This window comes from Streptomyces sp. NPDC055962 (assembly GCF_042270185.1).
Taxonomy (GTDB): domain Bacteria; phylum Actinomycetota; class Actinomycetes; order Streptomycetales; family Streptomycetaceae; genus Streptomyces.
In genome coordinates this window covers 38,670-62,749 of sequence record NZ_JBHJYN010000019.1, presented here as the reverse complement: position 1 = coordinate 62,749, position 24,080 = coordinate 38,670, and the positions used below count along the sequence as shown (strand labels likewise).

The 24,080-nt window shown below is 72.4% G+C and carries 21 protein-coding genes and 1 pseudogene; 10 read left to right on the top strand and 12 right to left on the bottom strand.

The window, feature by feature from the left end:
* Positions 1–12: 12 nt before the first annotated feature.
* Positions 13–765: an acyltransferase gene (locus ACFC51_RS33835; protein ID WP_376375392.1), complete on the bottom strand. Its 753-nt coding sequence runs from the start codon at positions 763–765 to the stop codon at positions 13–15.
* Positions 766–913: 148 nt separating this feature from the next.
* Here ACFC51_RS33835 and ACFC51_RS33830 point away from each other — a divergent pair, with 148 nt between their 5' ends.
* A complete protein-coding gene (locus tag ACFC51_RS33830) occupies positions 914–1,447 on the top strand; it encodes a gamma carbonic anhydrase family protein (protein ID WP_376375389.1) in 534 nt (177 codons plus the stop codon).
* A 95-nt stretch (positions 1,448–1,542) separates the two neighbouring features.
* On the opposite strand, the gene ACFC51_RS33825 is transcribed toward ACFC51_RS33830, so the two are convergent.
* Both ACFC51_RS33825 and ACFC51_RS33820 read right to left on the bottom strand, forming a co-directional pair.
* Positions 1,543–2,205, bottom strand: coding sequence for a DedA family protein (locus tag ACFC51_RS33825; RefSeq protein WP_376375387.1), 663 nt, complete (start codon positions 2,203–2,205; stop codon positions 1,543–1,545).
* A 127-nt stretch (positions 2,206–2,332) separates the two neighbouring features.
* Complete coding sequence (locus ACFC51_RS33820) at positions 2,333–2,770, bottom strand: DUF4442 domain-containing protein (protein WP_376375516.1); 438 nt, start codon at positions 2,768–2,770, stop codon at positions 2,333–2,335.
* A gap of 109 nt (positions 2,771–2,879) precedes the next feature.
* On the opposite strand from ACFC51_RS33820, the gene ACFC51_RS33815 reads away from it, so the two are divergent.
* Both ACFC51_RS33815 and ACFC51_RS33810 read left to right on the top strand, forming a co-directional pair.
* Positions 2,880–3,908 carry a hypothetical protein gene (locus tag ACFC51_RS33815; RefSeq protein ID WP_376375384.1) on the top strand — a complete coding sequence of 343 codons (1,029 nt, stop codon included), beginning with the start codon at positions 2,880–2,882 and terminating at the stop codon, positions 3,906–3,908.
* A gap of 67 nt (positions 3,909–3,975) precedes the next feature.
* Positions 3,976–5,286: an MFS transporter gene (locus ACFC51_RS33810; RefSeq protein WP_376375381.1), complete on the top strand. Its 1,311-nt coding sequence runs from the start codon at positions 3,976–3,978 to the stop codon at positions 5,284–5,286.
* Here ACFC51_RS33810 and ACFC51_RS33805 read toward each other — a convergent pair.
* From ACFC51_RS33805 to ACFC51_RS33790, 4 genes are all read right to left on the bottom strand, one after another.
* The gene (locus ACFC51_RS33805; RefSeq protein WP_376532569.1) at positions 5,248–6,093 is read right to left on the bottom strand and encodes a spermidine synthase; all 846 of its coding nucleotides are present in this window, start codon (positions 6,091–6,093) and stop codon (positions 5,248–5,250) included. The two genes, ACFC51_RS33810 and ACFC51_RS33805, sit on opposite strands and share 39 nt — an antisense overlap.
* A gap of 40 nt (positions 6,094–6,133) precedes the next feature.
* Entirely contained in the window at positions 6,134–6,985 is an 852-nt protein-coding gene (locus ACFC51_RS33800) for a patatin-like phospholipase family protein (RefSeq protein WP_376532567.1), read from the bottom strand.
* A 69-nt stretch (positions 6,986–7,054) separates the two neighbouring features.
* Positions 7,055–8,224: an elongation factor Tu gene (gene tuf / locus ACFC51_RS33795; protein ID WP_376375252.1), complete on the bottom strand. Its 1,170-nt coding sequence runs from the start codon at positions 8,222–8,224 to the stop codon at positions 7,055–7,057.
* 733 nt (positions 8,225–8,957) lie between these two features.
* A complete protein-coding gene (locus tag ACFC51_RS33790) occupies positions 8,958–9,092 on the bottom strand; it encodes a hypothetical protein (RefSeq protein ID WP_376532565.1) in 135 nt (44 codons plus the stop codon).
* A 291-nt stretch (positions 9,093–9,383) separates the two neighbouring features.
* Between ACFC51_RS33790 and ACFC51_RS33785 the strand changes: the two genes are divergently transcribed.
* From ACFC51_RS33785 to ACFC51_RS33775, 3 genes are all read left to right on the top strand, one after another.
* On the top strand, positions 9,384–10,130 hold the full coding sequence (locus ACFC51_RS33785) for a TVP38/TMEM64 family protein (protein WP_376375255.1): 747 nt from the start codon (positions 9,384–9,386) through the stop codon (positions 10,128–10,130).
* A 171-nt stretch (positions 10,131–10,301) separates the two neighbouring features.
* Positions 10,302–11,174, top strand: coding sequence for an undecaprenyl-diphosphate phosphatase (locus tag ACFC51_RS33780; RefSeq protein WP_376375258.1), 873 nt, complete (start codon positions 10,302–10,304; stop codon positions 11,172–11,174).
* Positions 11,175–11,329: 155 nt separating this feature from the next.
* The gene (locus ACFC51_RS33775) at positions 11,330–12,112 is read left to right on the top strand and encodes an SGNH/GDSL hydrolase family protein (RefSeq protein WP_376532563.1); all 783 of its coding nucleotides are present in this window, start codon (positions 11,330–11,332) and stop codon (positions 12,110–12,112) included.
* A gap of 5 nt (positions 12,113–12,117) precedes the next feature.
* Here the strand turns inward: ACFC51_RS33775 and ACFC51_RS33770 are convergent, their stop codons facing one another.
* Positions 12,118–16,317 carry a molybdopterin-dependent oxidoreductase gene (locus ACFC51_RS33770; protein ID WP_376532561.1) on the bottom strand — a complete coding sequence of 1,400 codons (4,200 nt, stop codon included), beginning with the start codon at positions 16,315–16,317 and terminating at the stop codon, positions 12,118–12,120.
* 219 nt (positions 16,318–16,536) lie between these two features.
* Here ACFC51_RS33770 and ACFC51_RS33765 point away from each other — a divergent pair, with 219 nt between their 5' ends.
* A complete protein-coding gene (locus tag ACFC51_RS33765) occupies positions 16,537–17,400 on the top strand; it encodes a universal stress protein (protein WP_376532559.1) in 864 nt (287 codons plus the stop codon).
* A gap of 327 nt (positions 17,401–17,727) precedes the next feature.
* On the top strand, positions 17,728–19,356 hold the full coding sequence (lnt, locus tag ACFC51_RS33760; protein WP_376532557.1) for an apolipoprotein N-acyltransferase: 1,629 nt from the start codon (positions 17,728–17,730) through the stop codon (positions 19,354–19,356).
* On the opposite strand, the gene ACFC51_RS33755 is transcribed toward lnt, so the two are convergent.
* Together ACFC51_RS33755 and ACFC51_RS33750 are read right to left on the bottom strand one after the other, a co-directional pair.
* Entirely contained in the window at positions 19,280–20,185 is a 906-nt protein-coding gene (locus ACFC51_RS33755) for a Gfo/Idh/MocA family protein (RefSeq protein ID WP_376375272.1), read from the bottom strand. The two genes, lnt and ACFC51_RS33755, sit on opposite strands and share 77 nt — an antisense overlap.
* 33 nt (positions 20,186–20,218) lie before the next feature.
* Entirely contained in the window at positions 20,219–21,427 is a 1,209-nt protein-coding gene (locus ACFC51_RS33750; RefSeq protein ID WP_376532555.1) for an FAD-dependent monooxygenase, read from the bottom strand.
* A gap of 82 nt (positions 21,428–21,509) precedes the next feature.
* Here ACFC51_RS33750 and ACFC51_RS33745 point away from each other — a divergent pair, with 82 nt between their 5' ends.
* The gene (locus ACFC51_RS33745) at positions 21,510–22,127 is read left to right on the top strand and encodes a TetR/AcrR family transcriptional regulator (RefSeq protein ID WP_376375278.1); all 618 of its coding nucleotides are present in this window, start codon (positions 21,510–21,512) and stop codon (positions 22,125–22,127) included.
* Between the two features lie 56 nt (positions 22,128–22,183).
* Positions 22,184–22,700 (top strand): annotated as a pseudogene (locus tag ACFC51_RS33740) (DinB family protein).
* A 30-nt stretch (positions 22,701–22,730) separates the two neighbouring features.
* Here ACFC51_RS33740 and ACFC51_RS33735 read toward each other — a convergent pair.
* The gene (locus ACFC51_RS33735; RefSeq protein WP_376375284.1) at positions 22,731–23,225 is read right to left on the bottom strand and encodes a hypothetical protein; all 495 of its coding nucleotides are present in this window, start codon (positions 23,223–23,225) and stop codon (positions 22,731–22,733) included.
* A 75-nt stretch (positions 23,226–23,300) separates the two neighbouring features.
* Positions 23,301–24,020, bottom strand: coding sequence for a uracil-DNA glycosylase (locus ACFC51_RS33730; RefSeq protein WP_376375286.1), 720 nt, complete (start codon positions 24,018–24,020; stop codon positions 23,301–23,303).
* Positions 24,021–24,080: the final 60 nt, after the last annotated feature.

Genomic DNA, 24,080 nt, shown 5'->3' with positions numbered 1-24,080 from the left:
GTCCGCCGAGGCTCAGGCGCCGTCGGCCGGATCCTCCAGCAGCAGGGCGACCGCGGCCAGCTGCTCGGACGTCACCCCGTCCGGGATCGGCACCGGCGCGGGGGTGCGCAACGGCGGCTGCCAGCCCTTCTCGGGGTCCCAGCTGCGTACCACACGGGCGGGCGCCCCCGCCACGACCGAGTGGTCGGCGACCTCTCCGCGTACGACGGCTCCCGCGGCGACCACCACGTTCCGGCCGAGCCTGGCACCCGGAAGGATCACCGCGCCGGTGCCGATCCAGCATCCCGGACCGATCACGACCGGCTCCATGCGCGGCCACTGCCGGCCGACCGGTTCGTTCGGGTCGTCGTAACTGTGGTTGGTCGAGGTGATGTACACGTACGGGCCGCAGTAGGTGTCCGAGCCGATCGAGACCGACGTGTCGGCGATGACATGGCTCCCCCGGCCCAGCACCACACCGTCGCCCAGGGTCAGGATGGGCTCGGACCCGAGGTCCAGATCGGGCATCAGGCCGGCGGTCAGCGTCACCTGCTCGCCGATGATGCAGTGGTCGCCCAGCTCGATCCACGGCTCGCCGAAGACCGTTCCCTGGGGGAAGGCGAGCCGTGTCCCCGGGCCGATCCGGCCGAAGCGGAGCCGGCCGGGGTGCTGTGCGGTGACGGCTCCGGTCTCCTGCACCCAGGCCCAGACGCGGTGGACGGCGCGGGACATGACACCGCGCCGCCGGCGGGCCAGGGAGGAGAGGAACGTACGGTTCGTCGGCACCCGCTCACGGTAGTCGGCCCGACCGGAGCGGTCGGCGCTCCGGGCTGTGATGTTCACCCCACCGATCGGGACGGACAGGGCCGTCCACTACGGTTCGTGCGGAACAGAGGGGTGCCGTGCGCACCACACCCCACCCGAGGAGCAGGCGATGGCAGAGCAGGCATTGGTCACCGGCATCGGCGGCAAGGAGCCGGACGTCGATCCGGACGCCTTCCTCGCACCGACCTCCGTCGTCATCGGCGAGGTCTCGCTGGCCGCGGGCTCCAGCGTCTGGTACCAGGCCGTGCTGCGTGCCGACTGCGGCCCGATCTCCCTCGGCCCCGACAGCAACATCCAGGACAACTGCAGTGTGCACACCGACCCCGGCTTCCCGCTGACGGTGGGCGCACGGGTCTCGGTCGGCCACAACGCCGTGCTGCACGGCTGCGTGATCGAGGACGACGTCCTGGTGGGCATGGGCGCCACCGTGCTCAACGGCGCGCACATCGGAGCGGGTTCGCTGATCGCGGCGCAGGCGCTCGTCCCCCAGGGGATGCGGGTGCCGCCGGGCTCCCTCGTCGCCGGTGTACCGGCCAAGGTCAAGCGGGAGCTGACCGCCGAGGAGCGTGAGGGCATCGCCTTCAACGCGGCGGGCTACGTCGAACTGGCGAAGGCGCACCGCGCGGCGCACCAGGAGAGCTGACGGTCCGCGGGCCGTGCAGTGCGCCCCGCGCGGCCGCAGAGGGGCGTGGCCGGCCGGCGCCCGGGTGAGTCCGCTGGGGTCAGTCGGCTGCGGGGTCAGTCGGCTGCGGGGACGGCGTCCGGCTCGGGCGCCCGCACCGAGCCCTCGGCCTGCTCCGCAGCCTTCTTGGCCCGGTTCTTCAGCACCAGCATCGAGATCGCACCGATCAGCACGGCGGCCACCAGGCCCAGCCACGAGAAGCGCTTGAGCCACGCCTCGGCGACGACGCCCACGGTGTAGATGACGGCGGTGGTGCCACCGGCCCAGACGATCCCGCCGAGCACGTTGGCGATCAGGAACTTCCAGTACGGCATGCGCAGCACCCCGGCCAGCGGCCCCGCGAAGATGCGCAGCAGGGCGACGAAGCGCCCGAAGAAGACCGCCCACATGCCCCACTTCTCGAACGACCGCTCCGCCAGTGCGATCTGGGGCGCCCCGAAGTGCTTGGGGAACTTCCGGCCCAGCCAGGCGAGCAGCGGACGGCCGCCTCTGCGGCCGATGGCGTAGCCGATCGAGTCGCCGATGATCGCCCCTGCGGACGCGCAGGCACCGAGCACCACGGGGTCGATGTCGCCGTGCTGGGAGGCGAGGAGCGCCGAACTGACGAGGATGATCTCGCCCGGCAGCGGGATACCGAGACTCTCGAGTCCGATGACGACCCCCACCAGGAGGTAAATGCTGACCGCGGGTACGGTCTCGAGCCACTCCTGGACGTGCAACGCCGGTCCCTCCCGTAAGAAATCTGCCGCCGTGCACCACGAGTGGTGCACGGCGGGCAGCCTACCGGGCCGGGTGGGCGGAGCGACTGCCGCGGCCCCGGCGGGGACACGGGGGGGCCGGACGGGGTCAGCGGTTCGGACGCAGCGTCCAGACGACACTCATCTCGCTGGTGACCGCTCCGTCAGCGCGCCGGATCTCGACGCTGACGGGAAATTCCGGGCGCTTGCCCTCGTCCAGCTCCGCGACGACCTCGGCTGCCGGGCGGCCCAGCACCGCGGTGGCGGTGAGCTCGCCCATGGCGACCTTCTTGAAGGCCATCTCCGTGGTGACGGGCAGGGGGACGGCGCGGGTCATCTGGTCACCGAACGCGGCGACGACGATCGCGCCGCTCGCGGACTCGGCAAGCGTGAACATCGCTCCGGCGTGGGGTCCGCCGAGGTGGTTGTGGTAGTCCGCCCGGTCCGGGAGCGAGAGGACGGCGCGCTCCGCGGTCGTCTCCAGGTACTGGATACCAAGGGTCCGGACCATCGGGACGCTCGCGGACAGGATGTCGCCGACTGTCATCTCTTCAGTGCTCATGAGCGCGATGTTACTAGCCAGTAGCGCTCCTTGACCATCCCCTCACAGGGGCGGCCGTAGCAGCGGGCGCCCGGCCCCTCTATGGTTACTGGCCATGTGGCCAGGACAGCAGCCGCCCGGGGGCGAGCAGAACCCGCAGGACCAGAACCAGAACCCGTACCAGCAGCCGGGGTACCAACAGCCCAATCCCTATCAGCAGCCGGGATACCAGCAGCAGGGCCAGCAGGGCTACCCGCAGCCCAACCCGTACCAGCAGCCCACGGTGCCGCAGTACGCCGTACCGGGCGGGCCCGGCGGGCCGCAGCAGGACGACAGGAGGAAGACGACCGTCGTGGCCGTCGTCGCAGCCGCCGCCGTCGTCGTGGCGGCCGTCGTCACCGGCGTCGTCGTCATGAACAAGGACGACAAGGGCGGCTCGACCGTGGCCGACGACAAGTCGTCCGCGTCGCCGACCGCGAAGCCGTCCGACACCGCCTCCTCCCCCGCGGCCAACCCGCGGGGCGGCGAGGAAGCGGCGCCCACGGTTCCGGGCTGGAAGGTCGTCACCAACCCCAAGTGGGGTACGCAGTTCGACGTGCCCGGTGACTGGGAGGTCGCCGGCACAGGGGTGATCTCGGGCTTCGAGGACGTGAAGGACCCCACGGGCCCTCCCGCCGTCGGCTTCTCCGCGCCCGCGCACCTCAAGAGCAAGTGGTGCGTCGACGACAAGGACAAGGACGGCTCCAAGGAGGACACCGGCCTGGCCGGTGTCGGCACCAAGGGCGGGCAGGGCGCCAAGAGCACCGGCGAAGCGGCCACGAACGAGGCCGCCAACTGGGTCTGGGCCGCCTATGCGCAGGAGGACCCCAAGGACAAGGTCAAGGTCGGCAAGCCCAAGGCCTACACCACCGAGTCGGGCCTCTCGGGCAGCGTCGTCACGGCCACCGCCACGGGGCTCGCCAACAAGAACAAGTGCGACACCGACGGCAAGTCCATCGCGTTCACCTTCAAGAACGCCAAGGACGAGTACGCCTCCTGGATCCTCTACGCCAACGCCGGCGTGGACGACGAACTCCCGGACGCCACCATCCAGAAGATCCTCAGCACGGTGCGCCTGGCGGAGGGCACGGAGACCGCGTCCTGAGCCCTGGCAGCACGCGGCCGGGGCCGTCCATTTGGCGGGAGGGGGCTGTGGCGGGGATAGTCCCTTGGTGACTTCCGCCCCCTCCTCCCCCGCTCCCGGCCTCCGCGCCCTTCCGGCGGGCCGCAATTTCGGTCTGCTGACCGCCGCCGCGATCATCACCAGCCTGGGCACCAACGGTGCGCTGATCGCGGCGGCGTTCGCGGTCCTGGAGTCGGGGGGCGACGCCGGCGACGTCGGTCTCGTCGCGGCCGCGCGTACCGCCCCGCTCGTGCTCTTCCTGCTGATCGGGGGTGCGGTCGCCGACCGGCTGCCGCGCCACCGCGTGATGGTCGCCGCGAACGCGCTCAACTTCGTCTCCCAGGCCGTGTTCGCCTGGCTCGTCCTGACCGGCGAGGCCCAGCTGTGGCACATGATGGTGCTCACGGGGCTCTGCGGCATCGGGCAGGCCTTCTTCGGGCCGGCCTCCGAAGGCATGCTGATGTCCAGCGTCAGCGGGGAGCAGGCTGCCCGCGCCTTCGCCTTCTTCCGCATGTCCATGCACGGCGCGGCCATCGGCGGCGCGGCGCTCGGCGGCGCCATGATCGCCGCCATGGACCCGGGCTGGGTGCTGGCGGTCGACGCGGCGGCCTTCGCCGTCGCGGGTGCGCTCCGGGCCTTCCTCGACGTGAGCCACATCCCGGCGCGCGCCCCGGGCGGCGGGCTGCTCGCGGATCTCCGGGACGGCTGGAAGGAGGTCGTCGGGCGCCCCTGGCTCTGGGCCGTCGTGCTCCAGTTCTCCGTGGTGGTCGCCGTCGTCGGCGCCGCCGAAGCGGTGTACGGGCCTCTGGTGGCGCGGGACGAGCTCGGGGGTGCCCGCCCCTGGGGCTTCGCACTGGCGTGCTTCGGGGTCGGCACCCTGGGCGGCGCCCTGCTGATGATGCGCTGGAAACCGCGGCGGCTGCTGCTGGCGGGCACGCTCTGCGTGTTCCCGCTGGCCCTGCCGTCCGCGGGACTGGCGGTCCCGCTGCCGGTGGGCGGGCTCTGCGCGGTGATGTTCGTGACCGGCGTCGCCATCGAGGTGTTCGGCGTCTCCTGGATGACGGCCCTGCACCAGGAGATCCCCGAGGAGAAGCTGTCCCGGGTGTCGGCGTACGACTGGTTCGGCTCGGTCGCGATGGTCCCGCTGGCCACGGCCGCGGCGGGTCCGGTGGAGACGCTCGTCGGCCGCAGCGCCGCCCTGTGGGGCTGTGCGGCCCTGATCGTCCTGGTGACGGCGGGCGTGCTGGCCGTGCCCGACGTCCGAAACCTGACGCGCCGCAGCTCGGTGAAGCAGACCAGCATCCCGGAGCCGTCGCGGGAGTCAGCCGATGCTGAAGGCGCCGTCGGGGGGCGCGGGTGAGGCGACGGCCTCGCTGTCCCGGACGGGCCTCGCACCACCGATGAGCCGGGGGAGTGCGGGGCCGTGCTCGACCCGGGCGGGGAACACGTCGGCGGCGCAGAGCCTGGTCAGCGGCGCGATGTCCAGGGGGACGCGGGAGGCGAGCAGCACGGCGTTGCCGAAGCGCCTCCCGCGCAGGACGGCGGGTTCCGCGATGAGCGCGAGCTCCTCGAAGACCTCGGCGAAGTTGGCCAGTTGCGACCGGAGGAAGGTGAAGGGCGCACTGTCCGCCAGATTGGCCGCGTAGACGCCGTCCGCCCGCAGGACCCGCGCAGCGGCGCGCGCGTACTCGACGGAGGTCAGGTGCGCGGGTACCCGTGCGCCGCCGAAGACGTCGGCGATCAGGAGATCGGCGGAGTCCTCGGGAGCCGCTTCGAGCCATCCCCGGGCGTCGGTGGCGTGCACGGTGACGCCGGCCCCCTCCGGCAGCGGGAGGTGCTCGCCGACGAGTTCGACGAGCGCGCGGTCCGCCTCCGCCACGTCCTGCCGTGAGCCGGGGCGGGTCGCGGCGACGTAGCGCGGCAGCGTGAGCGCGCCTCCGCCGAGATGCACCGCGTCCAGCGGCTCCCCGGGGTCGCCCGCCCGGTCCACCACGTGGCCGAGGCGCCGTACGTACTCGAATTCGAGGTGGCCGGGCTCGTCGAGGTCGACGTACGACTGCGGGGCGCCGTCGACCGTGAGCAGCCAGGCCCGGTCCCGGTCCACGTCGGGCAGCAGCCTGGCGGTACCGCAGTCGGTGTCGCGGATGACGGGTATCGGCTCGTTCACTCCCCCATTGTGACGGGCGTCCGCCCCTCCTCCCGCCCCGTCAGCCGTTCCACACCGCGGCGACGGCCTCGGTGTGCGCGGCGGACTGCGCGAGTCCCGCCCTGGCCGCCGCGGCCCGGCGTGCGGGATCCAGCGAGTTGCGGCCGATGGCCTTCCTGGTGCCCGCGTCCGGGGTGATGACCTCGACGCGAGCGCCCTCGGCCTCCAGTCCGGCGGCCTGCGCGCGGGGCGAGACGATGACCTTGTTGCCACTGGCCGTGGGGGCGATCACGACGACCCGCCGGTATCCGGAGGCGAGGTGGGCGTTGGCCGGGGAGTGCACGCCTCCGTCGATCCAGCTTCCGCCTCCGGCGTCGACGACGGGCCAGACCGCGGGGACCGCACAGCTGGCGGTGACGGCGTCGGCGAGCGGGACCGGCCCCGCCTTGTCGAAGGTGTGCAGCGCCCCGGTGGACGCGTCGACGGCCGTGATCAGAAGGTGCCGTTCGGGCCATTCGGACGACGGAAGCCAGCTCGCGATCATCTCCCGCCGTTCCTCCGCCGTCGCCGCGGGCCGGCTGTCGCGGGCCAGGGCCCCGAGTCTCCGGCCGTACTCGTCGGGCGTTCGGGAGGAGAGCACCGCTCTCGCGTAACGCAGGACGGTGACGGGGCCGAGCCGGCCCGCCGCCCCCTTCTCGTCCTCCGGGGTCGCGAGCTGTCGCTCGTAGAGGTCGCCGACGCCCGCAGGTCCGAAGGCGAGCCTCGCCCCGACGACCGCACCCGCGGAACTCCCCACGATCAGATCCGCCGTGGAGAGGTCGACGCCCGCCTTGGCGAGCCCGTGCAGGATTCCGCTTTCCCAGGCGGTGCCGGTGATGCCTCCGGCGCCCAGTACGAGAGCTGTGTCTGCCATGGGCACCAGTCTGCCGCAGAGGGCGCGGCCCGCCCTCCCGGGGTCGGGAGGGCGGGCCGCGCTCCACCGTCAGAGCAGGCCGGTGACCGTGCCGGCGCCGACCGTCCGGCCGCCTTCGCGGATCGCGAAGCCGAGACCGGACTCCAGCGGCACGTCACGGCCGAGCTCGACGGTCATCGTGACCGTGTCACCGGGCCTGGCCACCGCCGCCTCGCCGAGGTCCACGTCCCCGACCACGTCCGCCGTACGGATGTAGAACTGCGGGCGGTACCCCGTGGCGACCGGAGTGGTCCGGCCCCCCTCGCGCGCCGACAGGACGTAGACCTGCGCGGTGAACCGCCGGCTCGGAGTGACGCTGCCCGGGGCCGCGACCACGTGCCCGCGGCGGACCCGGTCGCGCTCCACCCCGCGCAGCAGCAGCGCGACGTTGTCGCCGGCCTCCGCGGACTCCATCGGCTTCCCGAAGGTCTCCAGGCCGGTGACGACCGTCTCGACGTCCGCGCCGAGCACCGAGACGCGGTCCCCGACGCGCACCGTGCCGCGTTCCACGGCTCCGGTGACGACGGTGCCGCGGCCCGTGATGGTGAGCACGTTCTCCACGGACAGGAGGAACGGCGCGTCGGTGTAGCGCACCGGCATCGGTACGTACGTGTCGACGGCGTCCAGCAGCCCCTCGACGGACGCGGTCCAGCGTGGGTCGCCCTGCAGCGCGCCGAGCCCCGACACCCGTACGACGGGCACGGTGTCGCCGCCGTAGCCGTGCGCGGTGAGCAGCTCGCGGACCTCCAGCTCGACCAGGTCGGTGAGCTCGGGGTCGCCCGCGTCGGCCTTGTTGAGGGCGACGACGATGTGGTCGACACCGACCTGACGGGCCAGCAGGACGTGCTCCGCGGTCTGCGGCATGATGCCGTCGAGCGCGGACACCACGAGGATCGCCCCGTCGAGCTGCGCCGCCCCGGTGACCATGTTCTTGATGTAGTCCGCGTGTCCGGGCATGTCGACGTGCGCGTAGTGGCGGGTGTCGGTCTCGTACTCGACGTGCGCGATGTTGATGGTGATGCCGCGCTGCGCCTCCTCGGGGGCCCGGTCGATCCGGTCGAACGGCACGAAGGTGCCGCTGCCGCGGTCGCTCAGCACCTTGGTGATGGCGGCGGTCAGGGTGGTCTTGCCGTGGTCGACGTGGCCCATGGTGCCGATGTTCAGGTGCGGCTTGGTGCGCACGTATGCCGTCTTGGGCATGGCTCGTTCCTTGGTGTTCGAAGCTGAGAGAGAAGACCCCAGGGCCCCGCCGACCCTCCCCTTGCGGGGTCCGCCGGACGGTCGGGGGAGGGTCAGCTTCGGGCGCCGCCGAAGGGCGCCGCGGCAGCGGTGAACGCTGCGTCGAGTGCTGCTGCTGCGACAGCGGTCGCAGGGCTCACGGCAGCCTTCGGCGTGTCCGCGACTGCGGACTGCGCTGCGAGGAAGGCGTACCGGAACATGCCCCTGATCATGGCGGAGCGGTACGCCGGCGTCGAATGGTTTTCCTGCACGGGCCGCACCCACCCGGCGCGCGGACGGGTTCGCGGAGGGCGGGTGGCTACGCGGGCCCGGTCGCCCGACAGCAGTTCGGTGGCTCGCACGTGTCTCCGCCGTCCCTTCGCCGAGCCCCGGAGCGAGAAGGGCGTCCGCCGGGCCGGGGTCTGCCCGCCCTGTGTCGCGCGCAGACCCCGGAGCGAAGTCCGGTGGATGGAGAACCACGTCCTGGAGCAGAACGCCCACAGGACCCGGGTGTACGTGCAGGCATCCTGACCGTCCGTGAAATCTGTGCGCCGCCTCGGAGCTCGGAGCCCGCGTGGACCCTGGATCACGGATTTCGGGGCGGTGAGGGGCCACGCGCACGGTCCAGGCGTCCTCGGGAGGCGGAAGCCACCGGTGGACAGGGGTTCACTCTCGTACGTGTCGGATCCAGCCGGGCAGAGAGGACGCGGAGATGTCAGGTGTTGGCCGGGTCGACGCCGTCAGGGGGCCCGCTCAGCAGCTTGCCCGCCGACCGATGGATCTTCGCCGGCGCGCACAAGAGATGCTCGCGTTCGGTCTCGGTGAGGTCCGCAGTGACCTGCTCCTCCATCAACCTCCGGTCTGCCTCGACCGGTTCCTGCGGAGCACGTCCCGTGTCAGTGAGCCGGAGCCGGACGAGACGCGGGCATCGCGGCCTTTCCATGCTGGGCTGGGAACGGCCTGTCAGGCCGGGTTACGCGGCATCAGCGATCACCTCGTACGAACACGGCCGACGCAGCCCTCCCGTCTACGTCACCCACCGTCCGACGCCGAGGCGCAGGATGAACAGCCGCCTGCCGTACAGCCACCCGTCGCCCGGACATTACGGCGATCACACACCTGTTTCGGTTACGCTCCCCAGATGTTCGACCCCGTCCCCGCAACACGGCCCTCCAGTGGCTTCGCAGTGCGCTGTACGAGGGCGCTGCTCTCCCCCTGGTCCCGGTTCTCCCTGCTCGTGGTGGTCCTGCTGGCCGCCGCCGTCACCATGCTGCTGTTCGAACCACAGCGGCTGCTCGCCTCCGGCTGGCCGGCCCAACTCACCGGTTCCGGCGCGGCGATGCTGTTCGGGCTCGCGTACGGCGTGTGCACCGTGGCCTTCGTGCCACGCCCGCTGCTCAATCTGGCGGCCGGCGCGCTGTTCGGTGCGCAGGCAGGTCTCGCTGCGGCCCTGGCCGGCACCGTCCTCGGCGCCGGTGTCTCCTTCCTGCTCGGCAGGGTGCTGGGCCAGGACGCGCTCCGGACCCTGTTGCGCGGAAAGTACCTCAAGGCGGCGGACGGGCTGCTGAGCCGGCACGGCTTCAGGTCCATGCTGGCGCTGCGGCTCTTCCCCGGGGTGCCGTTCGCCGCGGCCAACTACTGCGCGGCGACCTCCCGCATGGGCTACCCGCCGTTCCTCCTGGCCACCGGGCTCGGCTCGATCCCGAACACCGCCGCGTACGTGATCGCGGGCAGCTCGGCCTCCTCGCCGACCTCGCCGGTGTTCCTGGCCGCGATGGGCTTCATCGTGCTGTCCGGCGCGGGTGCGGCCCTGGTGGCCTGGCGCAGGCGGCACCGGCTCGGCAGGGCCGGCGGTACGCCGTCGCCCGAGGGGGGCGGCGCGGCGTAGCCAGGGGCAGGCGGCACTCCGTTCACCTGCAGGCGATACGCTGCGCGCAACCGACAGAGGATGTCCGGGGCCGTGGCGTCCCGTCCCCCTTTCTGACCGCATCCGCACGCTGCCGACGGCCCACACGTCCGTCGGCCGTTGCATGAGTACCTCCGGGATGGCCTAAGCCCCATGAGCTGGTTCGAATCATTCGTCCTGGGCCTCGTTCAGGGACTGACCGAGTTCCTGCCGATCTCCTCCAGCGCGCATCTGCGGCTGACCGCGGCCTTCGCGGGCTGGCACGACCCGGGCGCCGCGTTCACCGCGATCACACAGATCGGCACGGAGGCCGCGGTCCTCATCTACTTCCGCAAGGACATCGCCCGGATCGTCTCTGCCTGGTTCCGGTCGCTGACCAATTCAGCGATGCGGAGCGACCATGACGCCCAGATGGGCTGGCTGGTCATCATCGGTTCCCTTCCGATCGGCGTCCTCGGTCTGGCCTTCAAGGACCAGATCGAGGGCCCCTTCCGCGACCTCCGCCTGATCGCGACGACCCTGATCGTGCTGGGCATCGTCCTCGGCGTCGCGGACCGGCTCGCGGCCCGCGACGAGACCGGCGGCAAGCACCGGGCGATCAAGGAGCGCAAGTCGCTCAAGGAACTGGGCGTCAAGGACGGTCTGATCTTCGGTTTCTGCCAGGCGATGGCTTTGGTCCCCGGCGTCTCGCGCTCCGGTGCCACGATCAGCGGTGGCCTCCTGATGGGCTACACCCGTGAGGCGGCGGCCCGCTACTCCTTCCTCCTGGCGATCCCCGCGGTGCTCGCGTCGGGTGTGTTCGAGCTCAAGGACGCGGGCGAGGGCCACGTCTCCTGGGGACCGACGATCTTCGCCACGATCATCGCGTTCGCCGTCGGCTACGCGGTCATCGCCTGGTTCATGAAGTTCATCACGACGAAGAGCTTCATGCCGTTCGTCATCTACCGCGTCCTCCTGGGCATCCTGCTGTTCGTCCTGATCGGGGCCGGTGTGCTGAGCCCGCACGCGGGCGAGTCCGCGGGCTGAGAAGGACGCTGCCCCCCTGACTCCCGGACCGTCCCGGTCCGGGAGTCAGTCATTTCGCCGATGACGCGGCGGCGCGGGGTCGGGAAGTTGGGCGTGGTCCACGGCCGTCGGTCCCACACGACGGCCGCCTTCCCCTCCCACCTCACGGAGAACCCATGTCCCTGCCCCGCGCGGCCGGTGCCGCCGTACCGGTCCTCGCGCTCGCCTCGGTCGCCGTCCCCGCCTCCGCCTCCTCGACCGCGGCGGCCGGGGTGGCCTACGTGGCCCTCGGCGACTCGTACGCCTCGGGCACCGGCGCCGGCAGTTACTCCGACGTCGCGTGCACACGGAGCCGTAACGCCTACCCCTCGCTCTGGGCCGATGCCAACGACCCGGCGTCGTTCACCTTCGCCGCGTGCGGCGGTGCGAAGATCCCCGACGTGCTGAGCGACCAGCTGGGAGAACTGGACGAGGACACCACCCTGGTGAGCCTGAGCATCGGGGGCAACGACTCCGGGTTCGCCTCGACCATGCTCAACTGTCAGTACTCCACCCGGTCGGCGTGCGAGCGGGCGCTGGAGACGGCCGGGGAGTACGTGGTGAACGAACTGCCGGACGAGCTGGACGGCCTCTACGCGGCCGTACGCGCTCGCGCGCCTCGTGCCGAGGTCGTGATCATGGGCTACCCGCACCTCTACGAGGAGGGCGGCCTCTGCCTCGGCGGGCTCAGCTCCGCCAAGCGCTCGGCGCTCAACGACGGCTCGGACCTGCTCGACGAGACCATCGCGGACCGTGCCCGGGCGGCCGGATTCGCCTTCGCGGACGGCCGGCCGGCCTTCGCCGGGCACGAGATCTGCACGAGCGACGCCTGGATCAGCAGCACGAACGTCCACCCGACGGCCGAGGGCCACGAGTCCGCCTGTCTCCCGGCCTTCACCTCGGCGGTCTCCGGGAGCTGAGCTCCTCAGTACACGTCGCGTACGTAGCGCTTGTCCGCGGCGAGCTGCTTGACGTACGCGGCGGCGGCGTCCTCCTGGAGTCCGCCGTGGGCCACGGCGATCTCGCGCAGGGTCCGGTCCACGTCCTTCGCCATCCGGGAGGCGTCGCCGCAGACATAGAAGTGGGCGCCGTCCTGGAGCCAGGACCACAGCTGCGCTCCGTGCTCCCGCATCCGGTCCTGGACGTAGACCTTGGCCCGCTGGTCCCGGGAGAAGGCGGTGTCCAGCCGGGTCAGGGTGCCTTCGCTGCGCAGCGCGGCGAGCTCCTCCTCGTAGTAGAAGTCGCTGGCCCGGCGCTGCTCGCCGAAGAACAGCCAGTTGGCGGCCCGGTGGCCGAGAGCCCTCCGTTCGTCGAGGAATCCGACGAACGGGGCCACGCCGGTACCGGGGCCGACCATCACCATGGGGGTCGCCGGGTCGGCGGGCGGGCGGAAGTGCGGGGCACGCTGGACGAAGAGCGGGACGGGGCGGCCCTCCTCCGCGTCGGCCAGGAAGGTGGAGGCCACCCCCTTGCGCACGGCGCCGTGACGGTTCTCGTAGCGGACCACGGAGACGGTGAGCCGTACGAGGCCGGGGTCGGCGAGGGGGCTGGAGGATATGGAGTAGAGCCGGGGCCGGAGGCGGGTCAGGGCCGCGGTCCATTCGGCTGCGGTGGCGCGGACGGAGTGTTCGGCGATCACGTCGACCGCCTGTCTGCCCCAGGTCCACTGTGCGAGCTCGCCCTTGTTGTCGGGGCGCAGCAGCTTCTTGAGGGCCCGGTCGTGGGTGCGTTCGGCGACCAGGCGCAGCAGCGCGGGGGTGATCCGGGCGATGTCCAGGTGGCGGTGGAGTGCTTCGTCCAGGGGCACGGTGCCGGTGCCCGGCACGTCGACGGGGTCCGCGGGGTCCAGTCCGGTGACGGCCAGCCACTCGGACACGAGCGCGGGGCAGTTGAGCGCCTCCACGCCGAGTGCGTCACCCGCCTCGTAGGTGAGGGGCACGGGGCTGTCACGCGTGTCGAAGGTGAACTGCCGCACCTCCTTGGCCGCGCCGGGGAGGCTGAGCAGCTTGTTGCCCACGAGGCGTCCGGTCGCCGTCCTGGCCGAACGGTCCGTGGTGGAGGGGGTGGGGACGGACGGTGGTACGGGTACGGCGACGGTGGGGGCCGCGGCGGCGGCCGTGGTGCCCAGTGCCGCGAACACCTCGTCGAGCCACTGCCCGGCCGGCTCCTCGTAGTCCGGTTCGCAGTCCGTCCGGGGGACGAGCCGCACGGCGCCCAGCTCTCCGAAGCGTTCGTCGAGCCGTCTGCCGTGCCCGCAGAAGTCGTCGTACGAGGAGTCGCCGAGGGCGAGCACGGCGTACCGCACGCCCTCCAGCCGGGGTGTTCCGGGCGCGTTGAGCGACTCCCAGAAACCGGAACCGTTGTCCGGTGCGTCCCCGTCGCCGAAGGTGCTGGTGACGACGAGCAGGTCGGCGGTGGGCGGGATGCTCTCCGGACGGCTGTCGTCCATCCCGAGGAGCGTCGCCGCGCGGCCCTCGTCGGCCAGTCGTCGTGCCACGGCCGTGGCGACCTCCTCGGCGTTGCCGGTCTGCGACGCCCACAGGACCACGACCTGCCGCCCTGCGGGTGCGGAGGATTCGGCGTCGGGAGCCTGTGCCGTCCCGGCGGGCTCATCTGCCGCGGCCACCGGAAGACGGGAGAACATGCCGGCCAGCACCCCGTTGACCCAGAGGGCGTGGTCCGGCGCGAACGGCGCGCTCGCCGGGAGTACGGGCGTGCCTCCGGTCCCCGTGCCGATCCCCGCGAGGAAGCCGGACAGATAGCGGCGCTCGTGCTCGGCCAGGACGGGCGGGGCCGTGTCCGCGATGCCGAACACGCCGGCGAGGGCGGCGGGGGCTGCCGGAGGTGCCGGGCCGGTCAGGGATGGAGGGCCTTCCGCGGGTGCCGGGACGGTCACGACGGCGGGAGGCGCTGCCGGTGCGGGTACGACCGCGGCGACCTTCGTCAGCGTCACGGCGCAGACCTTGAACTCGGGCTGGAAGGAGACCGGGTCGACCGCGTCGTTGGTGACGGCGTTGACGCTGAGGTACTCGCCGAAGAGGTCGTTCCAGTGGAACGGTGCGAAGCAGTCCCCGGCACGCACCCGGTCGGTCACGACGGCCGGGAGCACGGCCCGGCCGCGGCGTGAGGCGACCTCGACCGGGTCGCCCTCGATGATCGAGAGCGCCTCCGCGTCCTGCGGGTTGATCTCCACGAAGGGCCCGGGGTTCAGCTTGTTGAGCTTGGCGACCTTCCCGGTCTTCGTCAGTGTGTGCCACTGGTGCTGCAGCCGGCCCGTGTTGAGCACGAAGGGGAAGTCGTCGTCGGGCATCTCCGCCGCGGGCATGTGCGGGCGGGCGAAGAACACCGCGCGGCCGCTCGCCGTCGGGAACGCCAGCCGGGGCACGCTGCCGTCGGGGCGCACGGTCCGGGTCCGGCTGACGCCGTCGTTGAGGTAGCGCACCGGGTTGCGGTCGGGGCCGTCCGGCGATGCGCTCGGCCACTGGACGGGGGTGCGGCGCAGTCGCTCGTAGCTCACCCCGCGCAGGTCGTAGCCGGTCTTGGGGTTGTGGGCCCGCTTGATCTCTTCGAAGACCTCTTCGGCGCTGCTGTAGCCGAAGGCCTCCTCGTACCCCATCTCGCAGGCGATCCGCGCGATGATCCGCCAGTCCGGCCAGGCCTCGCCCGGCGGTTCGGCGGCCTGTCGTGCGAGTGTGAGGTTCCGCTCGGAGTTGATCATGACGCCCTCGGCCTCACCCCACAGCGCGGCGGGCAGGGAGACATCGGCGTACGCGTTGGTCTCGGTGTCGGCGAACACGTCCTGGGTGACGACGAACTCCGCCGCCTCCAGCCCCTCGATGACGGTCCGCCGGTTGGCCACCGACGCCACCGGGTTGGTGCAGATGATCCAGCACGCCTTGATCCCGCCGTCGGACATCCGGCGGAACATGTCGACGGTCCCGACGCCTGCCGCGTCCGTGCGCAGGGTTCCGGAGGCGATGCCCCACAGGTCCTCGACGAAGGCGCGGTCGGCGTCGGACTGCAAGGCGCGCTGGCCGGGAAGGCCCGGGCCCATGTAGCCCATCTCCCGGCCGCCCATGGCGTTGGGCTGGCCCGTGAGCGAGAAGGGACCGCTGCCCGGGCGGCAGAGGGCTCCGGTGGCCAGGTGGAGGTTGATCAGGGCGTTGGTGTTCCAGGTGCCGTGGGTGCTCTGGTTGAGCCCCATGGTCCAGCAGCTCATCCACTCCCCGGCCTCGCCGATCCAGCGGGCGGCCAGGCGGATGTCCGCCTCGGGGATCCCGGTGGTCCCCGCGACCGCGGCGGGTGTGTACTCCCGCAGGAAGCCGGGCATCGCCTCCCAGCCCTCGGTGTGTTCGGCGATGAACCCGGGGTCGGTGTGGCCGTTCTCCACGAGGAGGTGCATCAGGCCGTTGAGCAGGGCCAGGTCGGTGCCGGGCCGTATCTGCAGGAACAGGTCGGCCTTCTCCGCGGTGGCGTTGCGCCGGGGGTCGACCACGATGAGCCTGGCACCGGCCTTCACCCGCTCCATGAGGCGGAGGAAGAGGATGGGGTGGCAGTCCGCCATGTTGGAGCCGATGACGAGGAAGGCGTCGGCGTGCTCGAAGTCCTCGTACGAGCCGGGCGGTCCGTCGGCGCCGAGCGAGAGCTTGTAGCCGCTGCCCGCGCTCGCCATGCAGAGCCGGGAGTTCGACTCGATCCAGCTGGTGCGGACGAAGCCCTTGGCCAGCTTGTTGGCGAGGTACTGCGCCTCCAGCGTCATCTGCCCCGAGACGTACAGGGCGAGCGCGTCGGGCCCGTGCTCGTCGACGATCGCCCGCAGCCGGCGCGCGGTCTCCTTGACGGCCGCGTCCATGGGCGACGGCATCGGCTCCTCGCTGCGGTCCGCCCGCACCAGGGCCGTCGTCAGCCGGCCGGGAGCGGCGAGCATGTCGGCGCTCGTCGCTCCCTTGGTGCAGAGCCGCCCGCGGTTGGTGGGGTGCTCCTTGTCACCGGTGGCCTTCAGGACGGTGCGCCGCCCGTCGGGGCCGCTGCCGATGTCGAGGACCATGCCGCAGCCGACACCGCAGTACGAGCAGACCGTCCGCACCCGGTCGGGAGTGTCCGGCTGCGCATTCGGCACGGTCATGGACGGCCTCTCCTGGGGAACGGTGACACCGCGACGGTACGAAACGTCCGTTTCCCGGGTGTCACGCCGGACGATCAAGCGTGGTTACGTCCCCTGCACAGCGGCCCGGGTCCGCCGGTGAGGCCCGTCGGGCGCCCGGCGCGCAACCGGGCGACAATCGCTGTTCCGGGCGGGTCCGATCCGGCCCGGAACAGCGCTCCGACCACCCTGGAGGCCGGCATGACCGCCCAAGACCTTCCTGTGATCGCCGCCGTGGACGGTTCCGCGCACGGCTGGGAGGCGCTCGACTGGGCTGTCGAGGAGGCCGTGCGCCGGGGGCTGCCACTGCTGGTCGTGCACGTCCGGCCGCAGGGCCGGCGGGCGGAGGAGGAACAGGGGCTGCGGGAGGCGGAGGAACTGCTGGCGCAGGCGATGCTGCGGGCCTCCCGGGCCGCCCCCGGACTGCCCACCTCGACCCTGGCGCCGCTGGACTTCCCCTCGGCGGCGCTGGTCTCGCTCAGCCGTGACGCCTCGACGGTGGTCGTCGGATCCCGCGGCCTCGGCGGATTCCGCTCCCTGATGATCGGCTCCAACAGCCTGGCCACGGCGTCGATGGCGCAGTGCCCGGTCGTCGTCGTCCACACCGGCCGGACGGACGAGAGCGAGGCGGAGGCCGCGGACGCCTTCCCGGACGTCGTCGTGGGGGTGGCCGCCGACGACAGCGGTGGAGAGGTCCTCGACCACGCGTTCGAGGCCGCCGCCTCCAGACCGGGGGCTCGGCTGCGGCTCGTCCACGGATGGACGATGTTCTCCTCGATGCTGTCCGGCGGCCCGGTGTTCGACAGCCGCGCGGCGGCGGACGCCGCCGACCGGGCGCTCGCCGAACTCACCGCGGGCCGGCGCGGGACGTACCCGGGTGTGGAGGTCGTGCGCGAACCGGTCCGGGGCTCGGCCTCACGCACGCTGGTCACGGCGTCGGCCACCGCCGCGCTGACGGTGGTCGGGCGGCGCCGGGGCGGCGAGTCGCTCGGCCTCGGCCTCTCCCCTGTCGCGCAGACGACGGTGACGCATGCTCTCGGGCCGGTGGCCGTCGTGCCCACCTGACCGGCGGGAGCGGGGCCACGGCCCCCGCGTCGGCCTCGGCGTGCCGGTTCCGCCGTGCGCCCGCCGGTCCCGGCGCCGGCCGGGACCGGCGGGAGCGCGTCGGTGGCCCGACCGGCGGCCTGCGCGCGTGCGAGCCGCCGCACCCCCCACGCGGGCCGGCGGACCCGGGGACCCACCGCACGGGATCCGGCGTTCTACGCCCGCGGACGGCATCGAGCGGGCACCGGAGCCGGGGAACGCTCCCGGTGGCCGCGGCACGCCCCCTGTGCGCTCCTGATCTTCTGGACCACACTGGGATCAGGCGGACCACCGGCGAGGAGGACACGCATGCCGATGCGGGGCGGGCGGATTCCCGACGACGCAGCCGGGGCGGGCGGCGCACGGCCGTACGCACGGCTGCTGCGTTCCCGGACCGGGCGCGGCGCGGCGGCGCTGTGCGCGGGCGCGCTGCCCGCCCTGGCGTTTCCCGCCCCGTCGCTCTGGTGGTTCGCTTACGCCGCCCTGGTGCCCTGGCTGCTGCTGATCCGGTCGTCGGGCACGACCCGGCGCGCGGCCGTCGACGGCTGGCTCGGCGGAACGGGCTTCATGCTCGCCGTGCACCACTGGCTGATGCCGAGTCTGCACGTGTTCATCCTCCTGCTCGCGGCGCTCCTCGGACTGCTGTGGGCTCCCTGGGGTGTTCTGGTGGCCCGGCTGCTCGGCGGATCACCGTCAGCCCGGCTCTCCGTCGTCGCCGTCGCGGTGGTGCCGTCCGGCTGGCTGATGATCGAACTCGTCCGCTCCTGGGAAGGTCTCGGCGGGCCCTGGGGGCTGCTGGGAGCCAGCCAGTGGGACGTGCCGCTCGCGTTGCGCACCGCGTCCGTGGGCGGTGTGTGGCTGGTCAGCTTCGGCGTGGTGGCAGTGAACACCCTGGTCGCCCTGCTGATCGGCGTCAGCGCGGCGCGCCGGGCCGTGGTGGTGTGCCTGGTCGTGGGCGCGATGGGCGTGGGCGCGACGGCGCTGTGGGCGCCGCGGCCCGAGGAGACCGGCTCGGTCCGTGTCGCCGTCGTGCAGCCCGGCGTGGTCGAAGGGCCCGGCAGTGTCGAGCGCCGCTTCGCGCGGAGCGAGGAGCTGACGCGCGGTCTGGCGGGCCAGGACGTGGACCTGGTCGTGTGGGGCGAGAGCAGCGTGGGCGTGGATCTGTCGCGGAGCCCCGGGACGGCGGACCGGCTCGCCGCCCTGTCCCGTCTGGTCGGGGCCGATGTGCTGGTCAACATGGACGCGCGGCGCACGGACGGTCCTGACCACTCCGGGATCTTCAAGTCGGCGGTCCTCGTGGGCCCGGACGGCCCGACCGGTGACCGTTACGACAAGATGCGGCTGGTCCCGTTCGGTGAGTACGTGCCGGCGCGTGCCCTGCTCGGATGGGCGACGTCGGTGGGCAAAGCGGCGGGCGAGGACCGGCTGCGCGGCAGCAGCCCGGTGGTGATGGATCTTCCGGACGGACTGCGGGTGGGTCCCCTGGTCTGCTTCGAGTCGGCGTTCCCCGACATGAGCAGGCACCTGGCGAAGGAGGGTGCCCAGCTGCTGGTCGCCCAGTCGTCCACCTCGACGTTCCAGCACAGCTGGGCCCCCGAGCAGCACGCCTCGCTGGGGGCGCTGAGGGCCGCCGAGTCGGGCCGCCCGATGGTGCACGCCACGCTCACGGGGGTCTCAGCGGTGTACGGCCCGCACGGCGAGCGGGTGGGAGCGCCGCTGGGGACGGACGCGAGCGGAGCAGCCGTGTTCGACGTTCCGCTCGCGCAGGGCACCACCCTCTACGTCCGGCTGGGTGCCTGGCCGGTCTACGGCGCGCTGGCGGTGCTGGCCGTCTTCTTCGGTGCCGCGGGTCTGCGGTCCCTCAGGACGCCTGCTCCGACGCGTCCTGGACCACCCGCTCGCACAGCCGGTGGGTCTCCAGGGCGTCCCGGGCGCTGAGCACCTCTCCCGCCCGGACCGCGTCCAGGAAGGACAGCACGCTCTGTTCGATCCCGCGCTGACGGGCCACCGGGACCCAGTCGCCGCGTCGCCGCAGGGTCGGCTGGCCCTTGTGGTCGACGACGTCCGAGAGGTTGAGCACCTGCCGCTTGCTGTCCTGCCCGGAGACTTCGAGGATCTCCTCGGTCGACCCGTTGAGCCGGTTCATCATGCCGATGGCGGTGAACCCGTCGCCCGACAGCTGGAGCACCACGTGGTGCATCAGCCCCTCGGCGATCCGCGCGCGCACGACGATGCCCGACACGGGCCCGGGGACCAGGAAGCGCAGGGTGTCGACGACGTGGATGAAGTCGTCGAGGACCATGGTGCGCGGGTCCTCGGGCAGTCCCACCCGGTTCTTCTGCAGGAGGATCAGCTCGCGCGGGTGCTCCACACATTGCGCGTACGACGGTGCGAGCCTGCGGTTGAAGCCGACGGCGAGGCTGACGCCGCGCTCCTCGGCGAGGGCCACCAGCCGCTCGGCGTCGGCGAGTTCATAGGAGAGCGGCTTGTCGACAAAGGTGGGGACACCCGCCTCCAGCAGCCGCCCCACGATCTCCGCGTGCGCCGCGGTCGGCGCGTGCACGAACGCGGCGTCCAGCCCCTGGGCCAGGAGCGAACCGAGATCCTCGTGGCACTGCTCCGCGGGGATCCGGTGGGCGCCGGCCACGGCGGCCAGCGTGGCCGGGGTACGGGTCTGCAGATGCAGCTCCACGCCGGGCAGGGCCGTCAGTACCGGCAGATACGCCTTCTGCGCGATGTCGCCGAGTCCGATGCAGCCGACCTTCACGAAGTTCTCCCTGTCGCCTCGGCCAGGGGCTCGTCACGGCCGTGTCCGCTGTCCTTCCCTGGCCACGGCAGCATACGTGCGCTGTGGCGGCTCCCAGTCCGCGATGCCGTCGAAGGTGCGCAGGACGAGCCCGGGGCCGAGACGGGAGGCCGCGGACATCAGCCCGGCGCGGAGGACCACGGCGGGGCGGGCGGAGAGCTGCATCATCCGGGAGATGCGCGCCGCCTTGCGGACGATGGAGGTGGTGCGGGGTTGCCGGACCGCGCTGTAGGCGGCGGCCCCCGCCCCCAGGTCCGCCCCCGGTGCCAGGTGGTGGGCGAGCACGACCGCGTCCTCGATGGCCTGGTTGCCGCCCTGGCCCAGCGTGGGAGCCATGGCGTGCGCGGCATCGCCCACCAGCACGGTGCGGCCCCCGTGGAACGCCGGCAGGGGGACGGTCATCTGGTGCACGTCGCGCCGCAGGACCTGACCGGGCTCGACGGCGTCGATGATCTCCGGCACCGGATGGTGCCAGTCCCCGAACCTGCGCAGCAGTTCGGCCCTCTCGTCGGCGGCTACCTCCCCGGCCGGGGCCGTGGCGGCGGCGTACGCGTAGATCCGGCCGTCCTTCATCGGATGGCTGCCCCACAGCGACCCCCGGCCCCATGTCTCGTGCGAGGCGAACGGCCTGCCGGCAGCGGGGGCGAGGACACGCCATGTGGTGAATCCGCTGTACGACGGCCCGGGATGACAAGGAAAGAGCGCGGCGCGGACTCCGGAACCGATTCCGTCGGCGCCGACCACCAGATCGGCCTCGATGTCCCCGGAGGGCGTCCTGACCACGGCCCGGCGCCCGCCCGCGTGGCCCGCGTCCACGAGCAGCGCCGACGTGCCCGTCCGTACCGCCGCGCCGGGAAGTCCGGCGCCCAGCAGCTCGACCAGTGCCGAGCGGGGCAGCAGGACGAGCGGCCCCCCGAACCGCGCGGCCGCGGCAGCGCTGTCGGTGCGGGCGAGCCAGCGCCCGGACGGTGTGCGCATGCCTCCGTCGCCCTGCCAGGCCGCGAGGTCCCTGACCGCGTCGCCGAGTCCGATCACGTCGAGGGCGCGCTGGGCGTTGGGGGCGAGGCTGATCCCCGCACCGACGGGCTCCAGCGAGGGCGAGCGCTCCAGCACGGTGACCTCCCACCCGCTCCGGTGCAGGGCCACGGCGGCCGTGAGTCCCCCGATCCCACTCCCGATGACCACCACATGGGACGTCGTCATGATGGAACCCTCCCGTCAACTACATCTGTAGTACGCGAGCTCCACCGTACTACAGGTGTAGTTCGAGCGGTAGATTGACTCCATGCCGACACGTCCCGCATCCGCGCACGCCACCCCGCCCGGGCCTCCCCCTTCCCGCACCGACCTGATCGCCGACTCCGCGCTCGCCCTTCTCGCCGAGCGCGGGATGAGGGGCCTGACCCACCGGGGCGTGGACGAGCGGGCCGGGCTCCCGCAGGGGTCGACGTCCAACCACGCCCGCACCCGGGAGGCCCTGCTGGAAGCTGCGGTACGCCGGCTCGCCGAGCGGGAGGCGCGGGTGCTCGCCCCCGGGGAATGGCTCGCGAGCGGTGACCCGGCGCGGGTCGCCGAGGGACTGGCGCGCGCGTTGCACCGGTACTTGACCAGCGGCACCGAGCTCCTGATCTGCCGTTACGAACTGGCCCTGGAGGCCACCCGGCGGCCCGGTCTGCGGGCGTTCTACGACAGTGCGGGCGAGCGGTTCCGCGCCCCGCTGGTGGCACTGATGACCGCGGCCGGATCGTCCGAACCGGAGCGGCACGCGCTCTCGGTCGTGGCCTGGGCGGAAGGCATGATGTTCGCCTGCGCCGCGGGTTCCTACCACCGGGCCGTACCGGCCGAGGCAGAACTGCGCCGGAGCTGCACCGAGTTGCTGCGGGGGATGCTCGGCGGCGTCTGACCCGCGGGAAGCACAATGCGGGCGCCCGGTGATCAACGACGCGCCAGGATGACCGGATGACCACGGAAGAGGTCACCGCAGAAGTGCGCTCCGAACCCGCCGTCGACGCTGCCGAGCGGCAGATGCTCGAGGGTTGGCTGGACTACTCCGGCGATGAAGTGCGAGGGCCTGACCGACGCCCAGCTGCGGGAGCCATCCGTGCCGCCGTCGGAGTTCACCCTCCTCGGCCTCGTACGGCACCTCGCCGAGAACGAGCGCGGCTGGTTCCGAAAGGTGCTGGCCGGCGAGGAGCTCCCGTTGATCTACGGGACGGACGAGGACCCGGACGGGGAGTTCCACGTCACCGAGGCGGACACCTGGGAGGAGGCCAGGACCACCTGGCTGGAGGAGATCGCGAAGGCCCGGGAGAACGCCGCGGCGTTCGAGCTCGGCAGTCCGTCCGTGGGCGTGGGCGGACAGGGCAAGCCCTTCAGCCTCCGCTGGATCTACACGCACATGATCGAGGAGTACGCCCGGCACAACGGGCACGCCGACCTCGTAAGAGAGCGGGTCGACGGCGCCACCGGCGAATGACCGGCGGCGTCCCTCGGAGGCCGGGCAGCCTCACTCCCCCGCCACGCTCCGCCGCAGGCGCTGCTCCATCCGCCGGATTCCGTCGCGGACCGCACCGCCGTAGCCGTCCCCCTCCACCACGCCGGCGGCGTCCCAGGCCCGGTCCAGATGGATCCGGGCCGCCCCGAAGCGCTGGAGCTTCAGGTAGTCCGCCGCCAGGCTGAGATGCAGCGCGGGGAAGAAGGCACGGACCGCACCGGTGTCCTGGTGTGGTGCCGCCCGGTCCTCGGCCGCCTCGACGGCCAGACTTTCGGCCGCCGTCAACGCCCGCAGGTCCCAGGCGAGTTCGTCCTCGGGCTCGTCCTGGGTGTCCGCCATGTAGTGCGCGAGGGTGCAGCGGTGCAGGGCTTCGCCGGACTCGCCGATCTCCGACCAGATGGCCCCGAAGCGGTTCCTGGCCTCTTCACGGTCCCCCGCGTGGAGCAGCATGATCGCCTGGCCGATCCTGGTCATGACGACGTCCCCCGGCACTTCCCGCTGCTCCACGTCAGAGGTCTCCCTGATCCACGTCCGGCCTGTTCCGGTGGCTCCGACGCTAGCCGCAGCCACCGGCAATCCGGCTCAGGCGCGGGCCCCCGCGGCCGGCCGTGCCACCTCCCGGCCCAGGTCCGGGATACGCCAGTCGATGGGCTCGTGGCCCTGCGCCGCCACGGCCTCGTTGATCTGGGTGAAGGGGCGCGAGCCGAACCACTTCTTCGCGGAGAGCGGGGACGGGTGCGCGCCCTTGACCACCACATGGCGGTCCTGGTCGATCAGCGGGATCTTCTTCTGGGCGTAGTTGCCCCAGAGCACGAAGACGGCCGGGTCGGGCCGCTCGGCCACCGCGCGGATCACCGCGTCGGTGACCTTCTCCCAGCCCTTGCCCTTGTGCGAGTTCGCCTCGCCGCCGCGGACCGTGAGCACCGCGTTGAGCAGGAGGACGCCCTGCTCGGCCCACGGCATCAGGTAACCGTTGTCCGGGACCGGCAGGCCGAGCTCGTCGTTCATCTCCTTGTAGATGTTCCGCAGGGAGGGGGGCGTCCTGACGCCCGGCCTGACCGAGAAGCACAGGCCGTGGCCCTGGCCCTCGCCGTGGTAGGGGTCCTGGCCCAGGACGAGGACCTTCACCCGGTCGTAGGGCGTGGCCTCCAGGGCGGCGAAGACCTGATCGCGCGGCGGGTACACCGGCCCCCTGGCCCGCTCCTCCTCGACGAAGTCGGTGAGCTCCTTGAAGTAGGGCTTCTGCAGCTCTTCGCCGAGGACGCCGCGCCAGGACTCGGGCAGCAGGTCGGTGTCGGTCACGTGCACAACCTCCGGTAAGCGATCGGTTCTTCCTCACAGAACCTACCGGGGGCCACTGAC